This window comes from Halopseudomonas sp. 4NH20-0008, from assembly GCF_057548395.1.
This window is the reverse complement of record NZ_BAAJMD010000006.1, coordinates 114,813-133,644: the sequence shown is the minus strand read 5'-3', so window position 1 is coordinate 133,644 and position 18,832 is coordinate 114,813. Positions and strand designations below refer to the sequence as shown.

The window sequence follows — 18,832 nt, the reverse complement described above, 5'->3', positions numbered from 1 at the left end:
CATGTCCCTGAGTGATGTATTCAACATTTCTGGATCGGGCATGAGTGCCCAGTCCGTTCGTCTTAATACGGTGGCCAGCAATATTGCCAATGCCGAAACCGTGTCCAGCAGTATTGACCAGACCTACCGCGCCCGGCATCCGGTATTTGCCACCGTGTTCAACAGTCAGACCGGAATGGGGCCTTCGTTGTTTGCCGACCAGCAGCAGGCTGGTCAGGGCGTTCAGGTTCAGGGTGTGGTTGAGTCCGATGCCGCTTTGCAACCGCGTTACGAGCCGGATCATCCAATGGCCAATGAAGAAGGTTATGTGTTCTACCCCAACGTCAATGTGGTCGAGGAGATGGCCAACATGATGGCCGCCTCACGCGCCTACCAGACCAACGTCGAAATCATGAATGCGGCCAAGACCATGTTGCAGCGCGTTCTCACACTGGGCCAGTAAAGGGAGTAATCGATAATGAGCATAAGTAGCGCACTCGGTGTGGGTGCCAACGCGCTGGATCAGTATCAGATTGATCAAAGCCGTGGTGTTAAGGGTGATGAGCTGGGCAAGGATCAGTTCCTGACGCTGCTGGTAACCCAGCTGAATAATCAGGATCCGCTGGCGCCGCAGGAGAATGGTGAGTTCATTGCCCAATTGGCGCAGTTCAGTACGGTAGAGGGTATCGAGACACTCAATACCAGCATGGAGGCCTTGCTCAGTGGTTACCAGTCGTCCCAAGCCCTGCAGGCTTCGGCGCTGGTCGGTCGTAAGGTCATAGTGCCGTCTGACAAGGCGATGGTGGATACCACTCAAGGCATAAAAGGACAGCTGGCCCTGCCGCAGCCCAGTAACAACGTGTATGTCAATGTCATGGCGGACGACGGCAGTCTGGTGACCCGAATCAACCTGGGTAACAAGGCCGAGGGTATGCATGACTTTGTCTGGGACGGTACGGATGATAGCGGCAATATCATGCCGCCCGGACGTTACACCTTTGAAGCCATGGCGGTTCAGGATGGGGGTAACAAACAGCTGGCTACCTTGCTGCCGGCAAACGTGGACAGTGTGTCGCTGGGCAACGGTACCGGCGGGCAAATGATGTTGAATGTCGCTGGGCTGGGCAGCATCAGCCTGTCGAATGTGTACTCAATCAGTCAATAACAGTCGTCCGATCCCGTATCGGCAGGAGCAGAATCATGTCTTTTAACGTGGGTTTGAGTGGTATTCGGGCGGCGTCATCGGATCTGAATATTACCGGTAACAATATTGCCAACGCGGGCACTGTGGGCTTCAAGAGCTCGCGTGCCGAATTTGCCGATGTTTATGGTGCATCCTTGCTCGGGTCCGGCAGCAATGCGCTGGGCAGTGGTGTTCTGCTGGGTGATGTCGCACAGCAGTTTACCCAGGGCAACATCAATTTCACCGAGAACAGTCTGGATCTGGCTATCAATGGCAATGGTTTCTTTGTCACCAGCAATCAGGGCGCCTTGAGTTATACCCGTGCGGGTTATTTCGGCACCGATCGCGAGGGTTTCATTGCCAACAACTTTGGTGAGCGACTGCAGGGCTTTGGTGTCAATGCGGTAACCGGCCAGATCAACCAGGGCGTGCAAACCGACCTGCGGGTTGATACCCGCTCGGCTGATCCGAATGCGACATCTATCATTGATTCAACACTGAATCTGAACTCGACCAATACCCGCCCGGTCATCTGGCAACAGGGCTACGATACCGCCTTCAACGCCTCGATTGCCGGTGCCGTTGACCCGTTGAACCCAACGCCAGCGGAAATTGCCACGGCCGAGGCTGCGGGTCTGGCTGCCGGACGTGATACCTTCGATCCGTCCAACTCGGCGACCTATAACAGCTCAACTTCGGTTAACATTTTTGACAGTCTGGGTAACCCTCATACCCTGACCAAGTACTTTGTCAAAACTGACGGCAATAGCTGGGACATGTTCACTCTGATCGATGGCCGTCAGGTCACCAATGATCCGCTGACCAACAACGCTTTGCCAACCGACGCCGCCTTTAACCCGCAACCGGTTGCATTATCATTCAATAGTGTAGGTCAGTTGACCACGCCTCAGCCGTTAAGCAATATCGACAACTGGGAACCATTGGATCCGACCGGTTTGCCCACGGGTGCTGATTCTCCGGCGGCCTTTGATATCAACCTCACCGGCACCACCCAGTTTGCTTCCAGTTTTGCCGTGACGGCGGTCGTGCAGGATGGCTTTACTACCGGTGAGCTGGCTGGACTTGAAATTGATGACACGGGCTTGCTGGTAGCCCGCTATACCAATGGTCAAACCCGTGTCCAGGGTCAGGTGGTGCTGGCGACCTTCGCTAATCAGCAGGGTCTGACCCCGCTCGGCAAGACCGCTTGGGCCCAGTCATTTGCCTCGGGTGAGCCGGTGGTTGGCGCACCTACTACAGGTACGTTGGGAACCATTCAGTCCGGGGCGCTGGAACAGTCCAACGTCGACTTGTCTGAGCAATTGATTAATCTGATCATTGCCCAGCGTAACTATCAGGCCAACGCCAAGACCATTCAGACTGAAGATGCGGTAACCCAGACGATCATCAACCTGCGTTAAGCCGCCTTCCGGGTGATCCGGAAGCGATAGGGCAATACCGGCAAGTTTTCGCCTGCCGGTATTGCCATTTTTTTTGCTTTAAAGCCAACCCATTGAAATTATTTACTTATTTAATAGCCATCGTGCTTGGCACGATATCTGCTTGATTCCCTGTAACAGCGACAAAGCGGCAATAACTTGTCGATACGGGAGTAGAGCGTGGACAAATCCTTATTTATCTCCATGAGCGGTGCCAGCCAGAACATGCTGGCCCAGCGAGCCCATGCCAACAATCTGGCCAACGTCAGCACCACTGGCTTTCGCCGTGACTTTGAACAGGCGCGTTCCATGCCGGTGTTTGGTGAAACTTTGCCAACCCGCGCTTATGCCATGACCGAGCGCCCGGGTACGGATCTATCCGTTGGCAGCATGCAGGAGACCGGACGTGACCTGGATCTGGCGGTTGAAGGTGAAGGTTGGATTGCCGTGCAGGCGCCGGATGGCACCGAGGCCTACACCCGTGCCGGTAGTCTGAATATTGACGCTTTCGGTCTGCTGCGCACATCCAGCGGCTTACCGGTGTTGGGCAATGCTGGCCCGATAGCCTTGCCGCCGGCCGACAAGGTAGAAATCGGGCAGGACGGCACCATCAGCATCCGCGCGCTGGGCGAGGCGCCCAATGTGTTGGCTGAGGTTGATCGGATCAAGCTGGTCAAGCCGGAAGCGGGTTCATTGCGCAAGGGTGAGGACGGCTTGATGCGTGTTGAAGGCGCGCTCGAGCAGGAAGCGGATGCCACGGTGCGGGTTGCCAGCGGTTTTCTGGAAAGCAGCAACGTCAATGCTGTTGAGGAAATGACCGCCATGCTGTCGTTGGCCCGACAGTTCGAGTTGCACATCAAGATGATGCGTACCGCTGAAGAAAACAGTCAGACAACCAATCGGATTCTACAGGTCAGCTGAATCTTTTGACCGTGCGTCAGCATCCTGACGCGCAAGGAGAGACACCATGCACGCAGCACTTTGGGTAAGCAAAACCGGCCTGTCCGCCCAGGACACCATGCTCACCACGATTTCCAATAACCTGGCGAACGTGGCGACCACGGGCTTTAAACGTGATCGTCCCGAGTTTGAAGACCTGCTTTACCAGATCAAGCGTCAGCCGGGCGCGCAAAGTACCCAGGACACTGAGTTGCCCTCAGGCCTGCAGCTGGGTACTGGGGTACGGGTAGCGGGGACCCAGAAAATTTTTACCATGGGCTCGCTGCAGACCACCGAGCAGCCACTGGATATGGCTATCAACGGCCGCGGCTTTTTCCAGATTCTGATGCCGGACGGCAACATTGGGTATACCCGTGATGGCAGTTTCCACCTCGACTCCGATGGCCAGATCGTCACGTCCAACGGTTTTCCTTTGGAGCCCGGTATTACCCTGCCCGATGACACCCAGACCTTTACCGTTGGTGAAGATGGCACGGTCAGTGTGGCGGTCTTTGGCGACGCCGCGGTGCAGCAGTTGGGTATTCTGCAGACCGCCGACTTCATCAATCCGGCTGGTCTTCAGGCGATTGGCAATAACCTGTTCCTGGAGACGGCCTCCAGTGGCGCTCCGCAGGCCGGCAATCCCGGTCAGAACGGTCTCGGTACCGTGCTGCAGAACACCCTGGAAAATTCCAACGTCAGTGTCGTCGAGGAGCTGGTGAACATGATCACCACTCAACGCGCCTACGAAATGAATTCCAAGGTGATCTCCACCGCAGACCAGATGCTGCAATACATCAGTCAGAATCTCTGACAGGAGTGAGATGACATGAAGCCCGTGCGCCTTGCCTTGACTCTGATCAGTCTGTCGTTGTTGGCAGCCTGTGTTCAGGTGCCGCCAAAGCCGGATGATCCAGCTTATGCACCGATTCTGCCGCGTACCCCTATGCCGCCGGAATTGAACAATGGCGCCATCTATCAGCCCGGTTTTGAAGTGAGTCTGTATAACGACCGCAAGGCCCACCGCGTGGGCGACATCATCACCATTACCCTGCAGGAGCGAACCGCCGCGCGCAAATCGGCTGACAGTGAAATCAGCAAGGACAGTTCGGTTGATATTGCCAACCCGACCGTCTTTGGCGAACCGGTCGAGATTCTCGGACGGGGTCTGGGTGTCAGCATGGGTGGCAGTCGAGCAGCCAATGGGGAGTCCGAGGCCAACCAGAGCAACAGTCTGACCGGCTCCATTACCGTGACGGTAGCGGAAGTACTGCCCAACGGTATTTTGCGGGTACGCGGTGAAAAGTGGATCACCCTGAACAATGGTGATGAGTTGATTCGTATTTCCGGTCTGGTACGCCGCGACGATGTGGGTCCGGATAATACCGTGCCGTCTACCCGTGTGGCCGATGCACGTATTGCCTACTCGGGCACTGGCGCCTTTGCCAATGCCAGTCAGCCAGGTTGGCTGAGCCAGTTCTTCCTTAGCCCACTGTGGCCTTTCTAGGAGACATGCACATGCGCAGCTTACTGATTTTAATGTGCATTTTTCTGTTTAGCCCCCTGGCTCAGGCAGAGCGGCTCAAGGATATCGCCAGTATTGCCGGCGTGCGCAGCAACCAGTTGATCGGATACGGTCTGGTCGTCGGTCTGGATGGCTCCGGGGACCAGACCAGTCAGACCCCCTTCACGGTGCAGACCTTCAGCAATATGTTGAATGAGTTTGGCATAACCGTACCGCCCGGCACGCGGATCCAGATGAAGAATGTTGCTGCCGTTGCGATCCATGCGGAACTGCCCGCTTTTGCACGTCCCGGGCAGAATATCGATATCACCGTATCGTCCATCGGTAATGCCAAGAGCCTCCGTGGCGGCAGCCTGTTGATGACCCCATTGAAGGGTATCGACGGTCAGGTATACGCCATTGCCCAGGGTAACCTGGTCGTCGGTGGTTTCGGCGCCGAGGGCGCTGACGGCTCACGCATCACCGTCAATGTGCCCAGTGTAGGGCGCATACCCGGTGGTGCCACGGTTGAGCGTGCGGTGCCCAGTGCCTTTGCCAATGGCGAACACCTGGTTTTTCATCTGAACCGCCCGGACTTTACCACCGCCAAGCGTGTGGTCGACCAGATCAACAGTACCTTCGGCCCGGATGTTGCCCAGGCCCAGGATGCCGGTTCGATTACGGTTCGCGCGCCTATCGATCCTAACCAGCGCGTCGACTATCTGTCGATGGTTGAAAACCTGCAGATCGAGCAGGGTAACGCCTCGGCCAGAATCATCATCAACTCGCGTACAGGGACCATTGTCATTGGCCAGGATGTGCGGGTGCAGCCAGCGGCCGTGACCCATGGCGGTTTGAGCGTAACCATCTCCGAGAATGTCCAGGTGAGTCAACCTGATGGGCCGTTCTCCGCGGGACAGACTGTGGTTTCACCAAGCTCGCAGATCAATATCGAAGAAGGCGACAGTCGCATGTTCGTTTTCAATCCCGGGGTATCCCTGGATGAAATCGTCCGGGCGGTCAACCAGGTCGGCGCAGCACCGGGTGATCTGATGGCCATTCTCGAAGCGCTGAAACAAGCCGGTGCCTTGAACGCCGAGCTGGTTATCATCTGAGCGAGGGCGGGATCATGAATCCGAACAGCATCAGTTATACCGATCTCAATGCCATGACGGCACTCAAGGCTGGCTCGAATGCCAATAGCCAGGAGAACATTCGTCGTGTTGCAGAGCAGTTCGAGTCGCTGTTTCTGAACATGATGGTCAAGAGCATGCGCGATGCCAATGCGGTGTTTGCCGAGGGCAATCCGTTGAATACGCCGCAAACCCGTTTTTATCAGGACATGTATGACAATCAGATGTCGGTGCATCTGGCCGAAAAGCAGGGCGTTGGTCTGGCGGAAGTCATGATGCGTCAGTTGTCGCCTAATCCAGATCGAGCGCCTGCCGCCTTGTCAGTGGACAATCCCCAGGCAACTGCACCCCAGGACCATTCCGCACTGCTGGCGCGGCGCAGACTGGCTTTTGCTCTGGGCAGTTCGGCGTACACCGGCATCGCCGCCAGCACGGCTGCTGCTCCAGCGCCTTCCGGACCGGCTGGCGCCGTTGAGATGCAACCACTTCGCGCCTTGCAGGCCGCTTTGCGGGCATCTCCAGTAGAGCGGGATACTACCCCCATGCTGAATACCCGGGCACCTGTTGTGGCCAGTGGCGAGCCGTTGCCGCGTTCCGGGCAGAGTCGCTTCAACAGTCCGCAGGAGTTTGTCAGCACCATGCTGCCCATGGCTGAAAAAGCCGCTGCTCGACTGGGCGTGGACCCTCATTACCTGGTAGCCCAGGCCGCCCTGGAAACCGGTTGGGGCAAATCCGTTATTCGTCAGTCGGACGGCAGTAGCAGCCACAATCTGTTCGGGATCAAGTCCCACGGCGGCTGGCAGGGTGACTCGGCCAGTGTCATGACCCATGAATACCGCGAAGGTGTGCGCATGAACGAGCGCGCCAGTTTCCGCAGTTATGCCTCCTACGAGCAGAGTTTTGAGGATTATGTCGATTTCCTGCAGGGTAACCGTCGCTATCAGCAGGCCTTGGGAAGCACCTCCAATCCCGACAGTTTCTTCCGTGAATTGCAGCAGGCTGGCTATGCTACCGATCCGCAATACGCACGCAAGATTTCCCAGATTGCTCGGCAGTTGCTGAGCAGCAGTAACAACAATGTTGCCAGCCAGACTGACGCGCCGGCCGCACAGGGTAGGGTATAAGCATGGCTGATCTGTTTAATATTGGCTTGAGCGGACTGCGCGCCAGTCAGACCCAACTGGCGGTAACTGGCCAGAACATCACCAACGTCAATACGCCCGGCTACAGTCGTCAGACCGCTCTGCAGGAGGCGCGTAATCCGAGCTTTACCGGATCCGGCTATATTGGCAATGGCACCAACGTGGTTGATGTTCAACGGGTCTACAACCAGTTTTTGACCAATCAGGTGCGTACCAGTACCTCGGTGAATGCCGAAGTGGTGGCCTTTCAGTCGCAGATGGAAGAACTCACTGGCTTGCTGGCCAGTAATGCCACTGGTATTACGCCCGGTTTGCAGAACTTTTTTGATGCCTTGCAAACCTCCATCGAAGATCCCGCCAGTTTGCCTGCGCGGCAGCTGTTTCTCTCCGAGTCTGAAGGCCTGGCCTCGCGTTTCAATACGGTGCAGGAACGCTTGTCGACACAGACCGAGTTTATCAACCAGCAGATGAACACCCTGGCAGGGCAGGTTAGTCGACTGTCCGAATCCATTGCCAAATACAATGATTCCATTGCCAAGGCCGCGGCCAATGGCGCCCAACCCAACGACCTGCTTGACGCCCGTGACGAGACGGTGCGCCAGCTCAGTGAACTGATCGGCATCACCGTAGTGCAGCAGGACCGCGATACCATCAATATTTTCGTCGGCTCCGGTCAGCCTCTGGTAGTGGGCAAGGATGCTTCAAGCCTGAAGGTCCAACAGGGTCGTTCGGACCCTGGGCGTGCCGAGTTGGTGTTGGTCAGCGGTGGTTCCGAGCAGGACATTACCGGGCTGGTCAGCGGTGGTGAGCTGGGCGGGTTGATTCGCTACCGTCAGGATGTGCTGGACCAGGCCATGAATGCCGTGGGTCGCTTGGCTCTTTCCATTTCCAGTGAAATAAACGATCAGCTTGGAAAGGGTCTGGATATCAACGGCCAGGCTGGCGCCCAGCTATTCAAGGATATCAACAGCCAAGATCAGGTCGATCTGCGAAGCCGTGGCTTGCCCACCAACTCAGATCCCAATGCGCGCCTGAATATTCTGATCAGTGACACCAGTCAACTCAGTACCTCAGATTATGAAGTGCTGTTTACCAGTGCTACCGAATACAGCGTCAGACGCGTCTCCGACAACCTGTTGAGTGGTCCATTTGATATTACCAATCCAACGCCCACCGAACTCGATGGCTTTACCATAAGCCTAGAAGCAGGTGGGACCACGGCCGCAGGGGACCGTTTTCTGCTTACCCCGACCCGGTTTGGCGCGGGTAGCATGGAAAGTGTGATGCAACAGCCCGAAGCCTTGGCTTTTGCTGCACCTGCGCGTTCGGACGCCAGCCTGGATAATCGTGGAACGGCCAAAATTACCCAGCCAACCCTGGTTGACGGCCCGCAGCCGATTGTTCCGGCCGATATGCAGGCCTTTCTGCCGATCGACTTCAGTTATGATCAGGCTACTAATGAGCTGAGCTTGACCAGTGCCTTTGGTCCGGTCAACCCGGCAACCATCGCCATTACCCCGGGTCAGACCAATACGCTGGAGTGGGAGATAGATGGTTATAGCTTCAGCATGAACATGACCGGTACGCCATTGGATGGCGATACCTTTGAAGTCAATTTCAATACCGGGCGTTCGGACAACCGCAACGCCTTGACACTATCTGGACTGCAGACCGATGCCGTGCTCGGGCAGGCCAATGGTGCAGCCGGGTTCTCCTTCGTTGACGGTTACGGTGACCTGGTTCAGCGGGTTGCTACCTTTACCGCCCAGGCCCGGTCCGACTCTGAAGCCAGTGGCGCGGTGCTGAAGCAGGCTCAGAACAACCGTGACTCGGTGTCGGCTGTGAACCTCGATGAAGAGGCTGCCAACCTGATTCGTTTTGAGCAGTATTACAACGCGTCTGCTCAGGTAATACAGATAGCCCGTTCCGTATTTGATACATTGATCAACAGTCTTCGCTGACAGGTAACCGGCCATGCGCATTTCGACGATTCAGGCATTCAATAATGGTGTTCAGGGCATCCAGAACAACTATGCCAAGGTGTCGCGTACCCAGGAGCAGGTCAGTACCGGACAGCGCCTGCTGTCTCCGGCGGATGACCCGGTCGCCAGCGTACGTCTGCTGCAGTTGAATCAGGAGGCCAACAAGCTGGCGCAGTACAAGGATAACCTGACCGCCGCGACCAACAGCCTGAATCAGGAAGAAGCGACGCTGACTGCCGTCACCAATACCCTGCAGCGTGTTCGGGAAATTGCCCTGCAATCAGGTAACGCCACGCTCTCAGTGGTCGAGCGACAGGCTTTGGCCCAGGAACTGGTTGAGCGTGAGGAGGAGTTGTTCAACCTGTTCAATAGCCGCAACGCCCGTGGTGAGTATCTGTTTGGTGGTTTTCAGAGTCAGACGCCGCCTTTTGTTCAGGATCCCGATGGCAGCTACCGCTATGAGGGTGATGATGGGCAGCGGGCGATTCAGATTGCCGGCTCGAAACAGGTGGCCATCAACGATAATGGCAAGGCGCTGTTTGTTGATGTGCCCAACGTCAACCGGGTCGTCACTGAGACCCTGACCGGCACAGCGCGCATCTCGCTTGGCGTGGTGGAAGACAAGCTAGCCTATGACACCGACTTTTATCCCAACGACAGCGTGACCATTCGCATTGGCGTCGATGGTGAGAGTTATGAGGTTTTTGGCAACCTTGACCCGCTCACGCCCATTGCCTCAGGGACTATTGAGGTGAATGAGGATCAGAGTTATCAGATCCGTGTTGCCGGGGTGGTGGTCACGCTGGATGGTGAACTGGCAGAAAACGATGAATTCCAGATTACCCGGGGTGCTACGGTTGCCGCGGAGGACAACCGCGAGAAGCGCGGCATCCTGCAGACCATAGCCTTGCTGCGTGAAACCCTGGAGACGGCTGATGACTCGACCGAGGGTCGGCTGCAGCGCCGCGACGTGCTGGCGATTAGCTTGGATAATCTGGACAATGCCATGGGCAGCGTACTCAATGTGCAAACCAGTGTTGGTGCGCGGCTGAATGTGATTGAGTCAACGGAAAATGAAAATGCCGAGGTCACGCTGATCAACACCACGGTTCAGGCCCAGCTATCCGAACTGGATTATGCCGAGGCCCTGAGCCGTCTGAGCTTTGAAACCATCGTGCTGCAGGCTGCACAGCAGAGCTTCGTCAAAACCAGCAGTTTGAGCCTGTTTAATCTGTTGCGTTGATCTGCCCCAGCGTATCCAGGATAGGGCAGTGCGGGCGTGTATCACCCTGGCAACAATCGGCCAGGTTCGACAGGGTCTGATGCATGGCCTGCAGGCTGGCAATCTTCTCCTCGAGCTGTCGCAGGTGCACGGCTGTCAGTGCCTTGACTTCGGCACTGTTGCGGTCGGCATCCTGCCACAGGGCCAGTAACTGGGTAATCTGTTCAATACTGAAGCCGAGACTGCGGCTGCGCTGGATAAAGCGCAGGGTATGCAGTTGTTGCTCATCATAATGCCGATAGCCAGCTTCACTGCGCTGTGTCGCGGGCAGCAAACCCACCGCCTCATAGTGGCGAATCATGCGCGCGCTCAAGCCGCTGGCTGCGGCTGCCTGACCTATGTTCATTTTTCCTCCGGCTTCCAGCGCTTCAGAAGCAGGGCATTACCCACCACGCTGACACTACTCAACGCCATGAAGGCACCTGCGAGCATGGGATTGAGCAGGCCAACCGCTGCCAACGGAATGCCCAGACAGTTGTAGATAAAGGCCCAGAACAGGTTCTGGCGGATCTTGCGCCAGGTCTGCCTGGAAATGGCCAAAGCCGCCGGGATAGTCAGAGGGTCGCCGCGCATCAGGGTAATACCGGCGCTGTGCATGGCCACATCGGTACCGGTCGACATGGCCATGCCGACATCCGCCGCCGCCAACGCCGGCGCATCATTGATACCGTCGCCGATCATGGCCACGACCCGGCCTTCAGCACGCAGTCGCTGCACATGCCCGGCCTTGTCTTCTGGCAGTACCTGCGCCGCCACATGGGTTATGCCTAAGTGGCTGGCCACTGCATCGGCAGCAGCCTGACTGTCACCGCTGATCAGCCAGCTGTCGATGCCGAGTTTATCCAGTTGCTGCAAGGTGGCTGCTGCGCCGGGTTTGAGGGTGTCGGCAAAGGCCATAAGCGCTATCACCTGTGCCGGTTGGCCCTCGATCGCCAGCCACGACAGGGTATTGCCCTTGGCTTCATAGGCCGCAATCTGATCCGCATAGCGACTCAGATCAATACCCTGTTGCTGCATCAACAGGGCGTTCCCCAGCCAGGCCTGTTGGCCCTTGACCTTGCCACTGGCGCCGCGTCCGGCCTGGACCCGAAAGTCACTTGCCGCCGCTATCCCGTCCGACTGCTGTCCGGCCTTTTGCAGCAAGGCATGCGCCAGTGGGTGTTCACTGTGTTTCTGGATGGCCACGGCAATGGCCATGGCCTGCTCCTGATCACATCCATTCAATGCATCAAAGCCAACCAGCTCCGGCTTGCCGAGGGTCAGGGTGCCGGTCTTGTCAAAGACCATGGTGTCGACCTTGTGGGCCAGTTCCAGGGCCTGGGCGTCGCGGATCAGAATGCCGTGTTTGGCTGCTACGCCGGTGCCGACCATGATGGCTGTCGGGGTCGCCAGACCCAGCGCACAGGGGCAGGCAATCACCAGTACGGCAATGGCATTCAACAGGGCCTGTTCGCTGCCAAACCAGATGCTGCCAATGGCCCAGCTGAGCAAGGCAATCACTACGACCACCGGTACAAAAACCGCACTGACACGGTCAACCAGGCGTTGGATCGGTGCCTTGGAGGCTTGCGCGCTTTCTACCAGGCGAACAATACGCGCGAGCATGGTGTCATGCCCCACGGCGAGGGTTGCGATTATCAACAACCCGTCCAGATTCATTGAGCCAGCCTTGACTGCATCGCCGGGCTGCCGACTGACGGGTAGGCTCTCGCCCGTCAACATGGATTCGTCAACATGGCTGCCACCGTCCTGGACCTCGGCATCAACTGGAATACGCTCACCGGGTTGCACCACCAGCAGATCGCCTGGCTTGATCTGGCTTAGCGGTACCAATTGATCACCCTCGGCTGTGCGCAAACGTGCGGTATCGGGCCTGAGCGCGGTCAGTGCACGGATTGCCTCGAGGGTTTGGCCCTTGGCCCGGCTTTCCAGATATTTACCCAACAGCACAAAGCTGACAATCACTGCCGAGGCTTCGTAATAAAGCACGGGCATCACGCCTGGATCGGCACTGACCAGGTGCCAGGTGCTCAGGGTCCACCCGGCACTGGTCCCCATGACCACCAGCATATCCATATTCCCGGTCAGATTGCGCAGGGCATGCCAGGCACCGCGGTAGAAGCGTGCGCCAAAGTAGAACTGTACGATAGAAGCCAGCAGTAGCTGCAGCAGCGGCGGTACCATCAGGTCGGGACGACCTAACATGTGTGGCAGCATGGTCAGCGCCAGCGGGGCGCTGAGCAGTCCGGCCAGCAGCACATGGCGCCGCTCTCGCCTGAGTTGCTCAGACTGCTGTGCTTTATCGCTTGCCGTCGGCGCTGTCAGCCATTGCCCCGGGTATCCGGCGTATTCCAGAGCATCAAGAATAGCCTGATGCTCAAGCCCGGCCAGAATACGTATCTGGGCCTGCCCACTGGCCAGGTTGACTTCTGCACTGAGAACGCCAGGCACGCCGAGCAGGGCTGTTTCTGCACGGCGAACACAGCTGGCGCAACTCAAACGCGCCAGCCGCAGTTGCAGGGTTTCCTCGGCCAGACTGTAGCCAGCCCGAGTCAGCGCCTTGCGCACCCCATCCAGTTGCGCGGCATCGTCAAGTTCCAGGCGTGCGCTGTCGGTTGCCAGGTTGACCTCGGCCTTGTGAACACCCGGACTCGATGCCAGCGCTGTTTCAACACGCCGGACACAGCTGGCGCAGGTCATACCCTGAATGTGCAGGTCAAGACTGATCATGTGCTTTCCTCGATGCGGGATGGTCACAGTCTGAAGCTTAACGTCATGTCAAGGTCAAGCGCTCTGAGTCTGTCCTTTCAAAGAAAGCCCAACGGTGGTTTATCCTTGTCAGTGCTGAGTTTCAGGCCGACCTTGAGTATTTGGTCATTGTCTATGGCCGCGACAACCCAGGTATGACCCTCCCATTCAATCCGGTCGCCGACCACCGGGTGTCCGCCGAATTCGCGGCGGAACAGGCTGGCCAGGCTCATTTCGGCCAGGGTTTCGGGGACAACGAAGCCATAGAATTGCGCCACGGCACCAAGTTGGGCATCACCTTCAAGGATAAAGTCCCCAAAGAATCGGCGGTTTTCCAGATAGCTCGGTGTATGCGCCTTGCTGAACAGCTTGGACAGGGCGGGCAGATCCTGTGGGCGGCCGAGGATGCACAGGACATCATTCAGGGCCAGACGCGTGCTGCCAGTGGGGTGTAGCAGGTGGCTGCCCCGAAATACGGCGGCAATGCGGGTATCCGCTGGCATTTTCAACTGGCGCAAGGCCACGCCGACACACCAGTTGGCATCCTGAAGTTGGTAGATCATCACCTCATAATCGCCATCCACGGCGATATCCAGGCTGGTTCGCTGCAGGGGTGCCGGTTCTGGCGGAATTTCTACTCGGCACAGGCGTGCGGCCAGCGGTAGGGATGAGCCCTGTAGCACGAGCGAAACCAGCACCACGACAAAGGCGATATTGAACAGCGTCTGCGCCTGTTCAAGGCCAGCCAGTAACGGGAATATGGCGAGAATGATCGGCACCGCACCGCGCAGCCCGACCCAGGATATGAACAGCCGTTCACGCCAGTTGAAAGCAAAGGGCGCGAGACAGATCAGTACCGCCAGCGGACGTGCCACCAGAATCAGAAACAGCGCAACACCCACCGCCGGCAGGGCAATCACCAGCATTTCGCTGGGCGTCACCAGCAGACCCAGCATCAGGAACATGCCGATCTGGCTCAGCCAGGCCATGCCATCCTGTACATGCAGAATGTTCTGCAGGTTGTGGACGCGACGGTTACCCAGAATCAATCCGGTCAGGTAGATCGCCAGAAAGCCGCTGCCGCCAATGCTGTTGGTGGCCGCAAACACCAGAATCGCACCACTGGTAATCAGTAACGGATAGAGGCCGGTAGCCAGTTTGACCCGGTTGACCAGCCAGACCAGCAGCAGTCCGCCGGCGATGCCGCAGAGCCCGCCCAGTCCGAACTGCTGCACCAGCAGCAGGAGAAAGCGCCAACTGAACTCGTCCTGCCCAGAGGCGAGCATTTCAACCAGGGTAATGGTTAGAAAAATCGCCATGGGATCGTTCGAGCCAGACTCGATTTCCAGCGTGGCACCGACCCGTTGTTTCAGGTTCAGCCCCTTGCCCTGCAATAACGAGAACACGGCAGCCGCGTCAGTTGATCCGACAATGGCGCCCAGAAGCAGACCCTGCAACCAATGCAAATCCAGCAGCCAGGCGGTCATGGCGCCGGTCAGTCCGGCACTGACAATAACCCCGACACTGGCCATGGACAGGGCGGGCCAGAGACCGACGCGGAAGTTCTCCACCTTGGTACGCATACCGCCATCGAGCAGGATGATGGCCAGCGCCAGACTGCCGATCATGAAGGCGGTATTGGTATTGTCGAAGGCGATACCGCCGAGCCCGTCTACCCCGGCAACCATGCCGATAATCAAAAATACCAGCAGCAGCGGGATGCCCAGTTTCGACGACAGCGAGCTGGCCAGGATGCTGGCGCACAACAGCAGAGCGCCAATCAGAAACAGGGTGTTGATGTAATCCATGCAGACAAGGAACCCATGACGGTGGGAGACTCCCAATACTATAGAGGCTGGGGTATCTTTATTGGAGAAAAAAGCTGAATAGTCAGTTAATTGCATCAACACGAAGAGGGTTATATGGACGCGCAGTTCTGGCATCAACGTTGGCAGTTGGGTGAAATCGGCTTTCACAAATCTCGGGTCAATCCATTGTTGACGCGCTGGTGGTCTGCGTTGACCGTGCCCGACGGCGCGCGTGTCTTGGTCCCCCTGTGTGGCAAAAGCATCGATATGCTCTGGTTTCTGCAACAGGGCTACGCGGTCTGTGGTGTGGAACTGTCACGCGCGGCACTGGATGCCTTTGAGGCTGAACAGGGCCTGCAATTGCATTGGCGAGAGCGTTATGACTTTCAGGTTGGAGAGCAGCAGGGGCTAAAGCTCTATTGCGGTGATTTCTTTGCCCTGCAGCGACGGGATCTGGACGGGGTGGTTGCGGTTTATGATCGCGCCGCGTTGATTGCCCTGCCGGTCGAACTGCGCCGGGATTATGCCGCCCATCTGCGCGCGCAGCTGCCGACCGGCTGGCGTATGCTGTTGATCACCCTGGATTATGATCAGGCACAGCGGCCGGGGCCGCCTTTCAGTGTGCCTGACGATGAAGTTCACCGACTCTTCGCCGGTTGCCAAATCAGTCTGCTCGACGAGCAGGATGTCCTAGATGATCATCAGGTCTTCAAGGCGCAGGGCATGACCGCCTTGAGCGAACGGGTCTATCTGATCCAGTCACCGAGCTGACATGACGGCGATCCTGACACTGCTGATCAAGTTGCTGCCGCTGTACCTGACGGTGGCGCTGGGCTGGCTGGCAGGGCGTTTTCTTCAGGCCAGCGGCAAACACATTGCCGGCATCATGATGTACATCATTACCCCGACGGTGGTGTTTGCCGGGGTATTGAACGCGCCGCTGAGTCCTCCGGTACTGCTGTTGCCCCTGTTGGTATTCAGTTTTTGCACGCTGGTGGCGCTGGTGCATCTGTGGCTGGCTCGTCGCTGGATTGGCGATGCCAGCGCCAACCTTATCCCGCTCTCGGTGGGGACCGGTAATACCGGCTACTTCGGCATTCCCCTGGCTTTGTTGCTGTTCGGTGAGCAAGGCCTGAGCCTGTATATTGTTTGTATGCTGGGTACAACCTTGTTCGAGAACAGTGTCGGTTTTTATCTGGCGGCGCGCGGCCGATTCGGTGTGCGCGATTGCCTGGTCAAGGTTGTCCGGCTGCCCTCACTGTATGCCTTCGTGCTGGCGGTCCTGCTCAATCAGGCCGAGATCGCTATGCCAACAGTATTCCTGCCGCTATTCGATAATATGCGTGGCGCCTACAGTATTCTGGGGATGATGATCATCGGCATGGGTATCCTCAGTTTACGCGGTTTGGCCGGAAACCTGCGCTTTACCGCCTTGGCTTTCTTCGGGAAATTTGTCAGTTGGCCGTTGCTGGCGCTGCTGTTCTGGTGGCTCGACAGCCAGTTTTTACATTGGTATGGATTGCCGGTTTATCAGGCCATTTTTCTTATCTCGATTACCCCTATCGCCGCCAATACCGTGGTTATCGCGACGCTACTGGATAGCTCGCCGCGGCAGGTTGCCGGTACTGCGCTACTCAGCACGGTGCTGGCGCTTGTTTATGTTCCTCTGATGGCCGTTCTTGTGCTCTCAAGCCTGCGGTGACAGTCTTTCTGAAAGAACTGGATATCTAAGCTAATCTTTTGACACTGGGTGCCGATAAAGCCAACAGTGGTGACTATTTTGTCGGTTTGGCTAGGTATTTATATCTTGTTCCTGCAGCCAGACTTTGTTTATTGGGGAGACGCCAGATGTTCAGCCTTTTTAGAAACATGGGATTTCGTTGGAAGTTGACGCTGCCGCTGTTGGTAGTCGCAGCACTTTTCCTAGCCCTTGCTTTCACAGCCTTTTGGGCTGTTACGAGTCTGGATCAAAGGCTCAAGCGGATGACGGAAGAGCTGTTACCGCAAAGTTCGACTTTGTTGGAGGCTGACCGTGACTTGTATCAGGCGCTGACCGCAGAGCGCAGCATGTTGGCGAATGACAGCGGCCAGACCGCTGCTGAAAGGCTGTCTGAGCATGACGACAATCTTAAGCAAGCATCGGATCGGGTGATGGTTTTTGTTCGTGCCACCCAATCACCAGCCGGCCAGCGTCTTGGTACTGATTTTCAAGCCGCTTTTGGAACATGGAAACAAACCACTGATCAGATCGTTCGACTGGCTGGCAGTGGGGATCCCGCTGATCTTGAGGAAGCCAACGAGCTGAGCTATGGGCGAGGTTATCAACAGTTTCTAGCAGCACGTGAGCTGATTGACCAGATGACCCAGTTGGTTGACGAGGAGGCTGCTAGCGAAACAGTTCTGGCCGATGCTGTGGCCAGCAAGAGTAATTCCCTCGTATTGATGGTGGTCATAGTCGGGCTGATTCTGTGCTTGCTTATTATTGTGGTTTTTCCTGGATTGATCATCAAGCCCTTGCAGGACGTGCTTGCGCGCATCCGCGATATTGCCGATGGCGAGGGCGATTTGACCAAGCGCATCAATGTAGTCTCCGAGGATGAACTGGGCCAGCTCGGACTGGCCTTCAATCAGTTCCTGCAGCAACTTCAGTCGATTATCCAGCAGGTGGCTGATTCCACTTTGCAGGTGGCCTCGGCATCCGAACAGATGAGCACCATTGCCGCCAGCCAGGATCGACTGGTGAATGAGCAGTACCATGCCATTGACCAGGTCAGCACCGCTGCAACAGAAATGAGTGCGGCCATTCACGAAGTGGCCGACAACGCCACCAGTACCGCCGACGCCGCCAGTGCCGCCGACCGTCAGGGTCATGCTGCAGCTGAAGTGGTCGGGCAGACCATGAACGCCCTCCGCCGGTTGGCTGCTGATGTGGAAGAAGCGGCAGGGGTGATCAACCACCTGGAAGCGGACAGTGACAAGATCGGCGGCGTGCTGAGCGTCATTCAGGCCATTGCCGAGCAGACCAACCTGCTGGCGCTGAATGCCGCCATCGAGGCTGCCCGTGCCGGGGAGCAGGGTCGCGGCTTTGCCGTGGTTGCTGATGAGGTGCGCGCGCTGGCTGCGCGGACCCAGGATTCGACCCGGGATATCCAGCAGATGATCCAGAGCCTGCAGTCCGGCAGCGCCCAGGCCGTCAGTGTCATGCAGCGTGGTGCAGCCCTGGCTGCACAGAGTGTCGAGCAGGCAGCAGGCGCCGAGCAGTCACTGAATGAAACCTCGCAGTCGGTGGTGCGAATCAATGACATGGCTGCGCAGATTGCCGCTGCCTGTGAAGAGCAGAGCAAAACCACCGAAGAGATTGCGCGCAATATCAGTGGCATACGCGATCTGTCGAACCAGGCTGCGCAAAGTTCCGAGGAAAGTCGCCAGGCCAGCGATTCCATGGCACGTCTGGCGTCGGCGCTGCAGCAACAGGTGGGGCGCTTCCGGACCTGATCAGAACCTACAGCGCAAAAGCGGTTGTATCCTGCAACCAAGCCGTTACAATAGCGCGGCCCGCCCAGTGCGGGTTCGTTATGGTGGCCCCGTCGGTCCCCTCGCAACGATCAGCCGCGAACCTGGTCAGGCCCGGAAGGGAGCAGCCACAGCGGTTATATCGTGTGCCGGGGTGTGGCTGGCGGGGCTGCCACCCAT

The 18,832-nt window shown here is 57.4% G+C and carries 16 protein-coding genes and 1 other RNA gene; 14 read left to right on the top strand and 3 right to left on the bottom strand.

Annotated elements, in window-relative coordinates:
• The first annotated feature begins 1 nt into the window (after nucleotide 1).
• The 10 genes from flgC to flgL all read left to right on the top strand — a co-directional run bounded on the left by flgC (nucleotide 2) and on the right by flgL (nucleotide 10,544).
• Nucleotides 2-442: a flagellar basal body rod protein FlgC gene (gene flgC, locus AC27HQ_RS07975; RefSeq protein ID WP_487155622.1), complete on the top strand. Its 441-nt coding sequence runs from the start codon at nucleotides 2-4 to the stop codon at nucleotides 440-442.
• 15 nt (nucleotides 443-457) lie between these two features.
• Nucleotides 458-1,144, top strand: coding sequence for a flagellar hook assembly protein FlgD (flgD, locus tag AC27HQ_RS07970; RefSeq protein ID WP_487155621.1), 687 nt, complete (start codon nucleotides 458-460; stop codon nucleotides 1,142-1,144).
• A gap of 35 nt (nucleotides 1,145-1,179) precedes the next feature.
• Entirely contained in the window at nucleotides 1,180-2,583 is a 1,404-nt protein-coding gene (locus AC27HQ_RS07965) for a flagellar hook protein FlgE (protein WP_487155620.1), read from the top strand.
• 198 nt (nucleotides 2,584-2,781) lie between these two features.
• A complete protein-coding gene (gene flgF, locus AC27HQ_RS07960; RefSeq protein WP_487155619.1) occupies nucleotides 2,782-3,522 on the top strand; it encodes a flagellar basal-body rod protein FlgF in 741 nt (246 codons plus the stop codon).
• A gap of 46 nt (nucleotides 3,523-3,568) precedes the next feature.
• The gene (flgG, locus tag AC27HQ_RS07955; RefSeq protein ID WP_487155618.1) at nucleotides 3,569-4,354 is read left to right on the top strand and encodes a flagellar basal-body rod protein FlgG; all 786 of its coding nucleotides are present in this window, start codon (nucleotides 3,569-3,571) and stop codon (nucleotides 4,352-4,354) included.
• 15 nt (nucleotides 4,355-4,369) lie between these two features.
• The gene (gene flgH / locus AC27HQ_RS07950) at nucleotides 4,370-5,047 is read left to right on the top strand and encodes a flagellar basal body L-ring protein FlgH (protein ID WP_487155617.1); all 678 of its coding nucleotides are present in this window, start codon (nucleotides 4,370-4,372) and stop codon (nucleotides 5,045-5,047) included.
• 11 nt (nucleotides 5,048-5,058) lie between these two features.
• The gene (locus AC27HQ_RS07945; protein ID WP_487155616.1) at nucleotides 5,059-6,159 is read left to right on the top strand and encodes a flagellar basal body P-ring protein FlgI; all 1,101 of its coding nucleotides are present in this window, start codon (nucleotides 5,059-5,061) and stop codon (nucleotides 6,157-6,159) included.
• 14 nt (nucleotides 6,160-6,173) lie between these two features.
• Nucleotides 6,174-7,301, top strand: coding sequence for a flagellar assembly peptidoglycan hydrolase FlgJ (gene flgJ, locus AC27HQ_RS07940; protein ID WP_487155615.1), 1,128 nt, complete (start codon nucleotides 6,174-6,176; stop codon nucleotides 7,299-7,301).
• Nucleotides 7,302-7,303: 2 nt separating this feature from the next.
• On the top strand, nucleotides 7,304-9,280 hold the full coding sequence (gene flgK, locus AC27HQ_RS07935) for a flagellar hook-associated protein FlgK (RefSeq protein WP_487155614.1): 1,977 nt from the start codon (nucleotides 7,304-7,306) through the stop codon (nucleotides 9,278-9,280).
• A gap of 13 nt (nucleotides 9,281-9,293) precedes the next feature.
• Nucleotides 9,294-10,544 (top strand): flagellar hook-associated protein FlgL, encoded by a 1,251-nt coding sequence (flgL, locus tag AC27HQ_RS07930; protein WP_487155613.1) that lies wholly within the window; start codon nucleotides 9,294-9,296, stop codon nucleotides 10,542-10,544.
• Here flgL and cueR read toward each other — a convergent pair.
• The 3 genes from cueR to AC27HQ_RS07915 form a co-directional block, all read right to left on the bottom strand.
• Entirely contained in the window at nucleotides 10,528-10,929 is a 402-nt protein-coding gene (gene cueR, locus AC27HQ_RS07925) for a Cu(I)-responsive transcriptional regulator (protein WP_487155612.1), read from the bottom strand. The two genes, flgL and cueR, sit on opposite strands and share 17 nt — an antisense overlap.
• Nucleotides 10,926-13,313 (bottom strand): heavy metal translocating P-type ATPase, encoded by a 2,388-nt coding sequence (locus tag AC27HQ_RS07920; RefSeq protein ID WP_487155611.1) that lies wholly within the window; start codon nucleotides 13,311-13,313, stop codon nucleotides 10,926-10,928. The genes cueR and AC27HQ_RS07920 overlap by 4 nt, the downstream gene beginning before the upstream one ends.
• A gap of 77 nt (nucleotides 13,314-13,390) precedes the next feature.
• Nucleotides 13,391-15,139, bottom strand: coding sequence for a potassium/proton antiporter (locus AC27HQ_RS07915; RefSeq protein ID WP_487155610.1), 1,749 nt, complete (start codon nucleotides 15,137-15,139; stop codon nucleotides 13,391-13,393).
• Nucleotides 15,140-15,253: 114 nt separating this feature from the next.
• Here AC27HQ_RS07915 and AC27HQ_RS07910 point away from each other — a divergent pair, with 114 nt between their 5' ends.
• From AC27HQ_RS07910 to ffs, 4 genes are all read left to right on the top strand, one after another.
• Nucleotides 15,254-15,910 (top strand): thiopurine S-methyltransferase, encoded by a 657-nt coding sequence (locus AC27HQ_RS07910; RefSeq protein ID WP_487155609.1) that lies wholly within the window; start codon nucleotides 15,254-15,256, stop codon nucleotides 15,908-15,910.
• Nucleotide 15,911: 1 nt separating this feature from the next.
• Nucleotides 15,912-16,841, top strand: coding sequence for an AEC family transporter (locus tag AC27HQ_RS07905; protein ID WP_487155608.1), 930 nt, complete (start codon nucleotides 15,912-15,914; stop codon nucleotides 16,839-16,841).
• A 146-nt stretch (nucleotides 16,842-16,987) separates the two neighbouring features.
• Entirely contained in the window at nucleotides 16,988-18,634 is a 1,647-nt protein-coding gene (locus AC27HQ_RS07900) for a methyl-accepting chemotaxis protein (RefSeq protein ID WP_487155607.1), read from the top strand.
• A 90-nt stretch (nucleotides 18,635-18,724) separates the two neighbouring features.
• Nucleotides 18,725-18,821, top strand: an RNA gene (ffs, locus tag AC27HQ_RS07895) — signal recognition particle sRNA small type.
• Nucleotides 18,822-18,832: the final 11 nt, after the last annotated feature.

Bases quoted from the DNA above. Each gene is read 5' to 3' on its own strand.
- flgJ (WP_487155615.1), top strand. From the start codon at position 6,174: ATGAATCCGAACAGCATCAGTTATACCGATCTCAATGCCATGACGGCA.
- AC27HQ_RS07965 (WP_487155620.1), top strand. From the start codon at position 1,180: ATGTCTTTTAACGTGGGTTTGAGTGGTATTCGGGCGGCGTCATCGGAT.
- cueR (WP_487155612.1), bottom strand. From the start codon at position 10,929: ATGAACATAGGTCAGGCAGCCGCAGCCAGCGGCTTGAGCGCGCGCATG.
- AC27HQ_RS07900 (WP_487155607.1), top strand. From the start codon at position 16,988: ATGTTCAGCCTTTTTAGAAACATGGGATTTCGTTGGAAGTTGACGCTG.
- AC27HQ_RS07915 (WP_487155610.1), bottom strand. From the start codon at position 15,139: ATGGATTACATCAACACCCTGTTTCTGATTGGCGCTCTGCTGTTGTGC.
- AC27HQ_RS07920 (WP_487155611.1), bottom strand. From the start codon at position 13,313: ATGATCAGTCTTGACCTGCACATTCAGGGTATGACCTGCGCCAGCTGT.
- AC27HQ_RS07905 (WP_487155608.1), top strand. From the start codon at position 15,912: ATGACGGCGATCCTGACACTGCTGATCAAGTTGCTGCCGCTGTACCTG.
- flgC (WP_487155622.1), top strand. From the start codon at position 2: ATGTCCCTGAGTGATGTATTCAACATTTCTGGATCGGGCATGAGTGCC.
- AC27HQ_RS07945 (WP_487155616.1), top strand. From the start codon at position 5,059: ATGCGCAGCTTACTGATTTTAATGTGCATTTTTCTGTTTAGCCCCCTG.
- flgH (WP_487155617.1), top strand. From the start codon at position 4,370: ATGAAGCCCGTGCGCCTTGCCTTGACTCTGATCAGTCTGTCGTTGTTG.
- flgL (WP_487155613.1), top strand. From the start codon at position 9,294: ATGCGCATTTCGACGATTCAGGCATTCAATAATGGTGTTCAGGGCATC.
- flgK (WP_487155614.1), top strand. From the start codon at position 7,304: ATGGCTGATCTGTTTAATATTGGCTTGAGCGGACTGCGCGCCAGTCAG.
- AC27HQ_RS07910 (WP_487155609.1), top strand. From the start codon at position 15,254: ATGGACGCGCAGTTCTGGCATCAACGTTGGCAGTTGGGTGAAATCGGC.
- flgG (WP_487155618.1), top strand. From the start codon at position 3,569: ATGCACGCAGCACTTTGGGTAAGCAAAACCGGCCTGTCCGCCCAGGAC.
- flgD (WP_487155621.1), top strand. From the start codon at position 458: ATGAGCATAAGTAGCGCACTCGGTGTGGGTGCCAACGCGCTGGATCAG.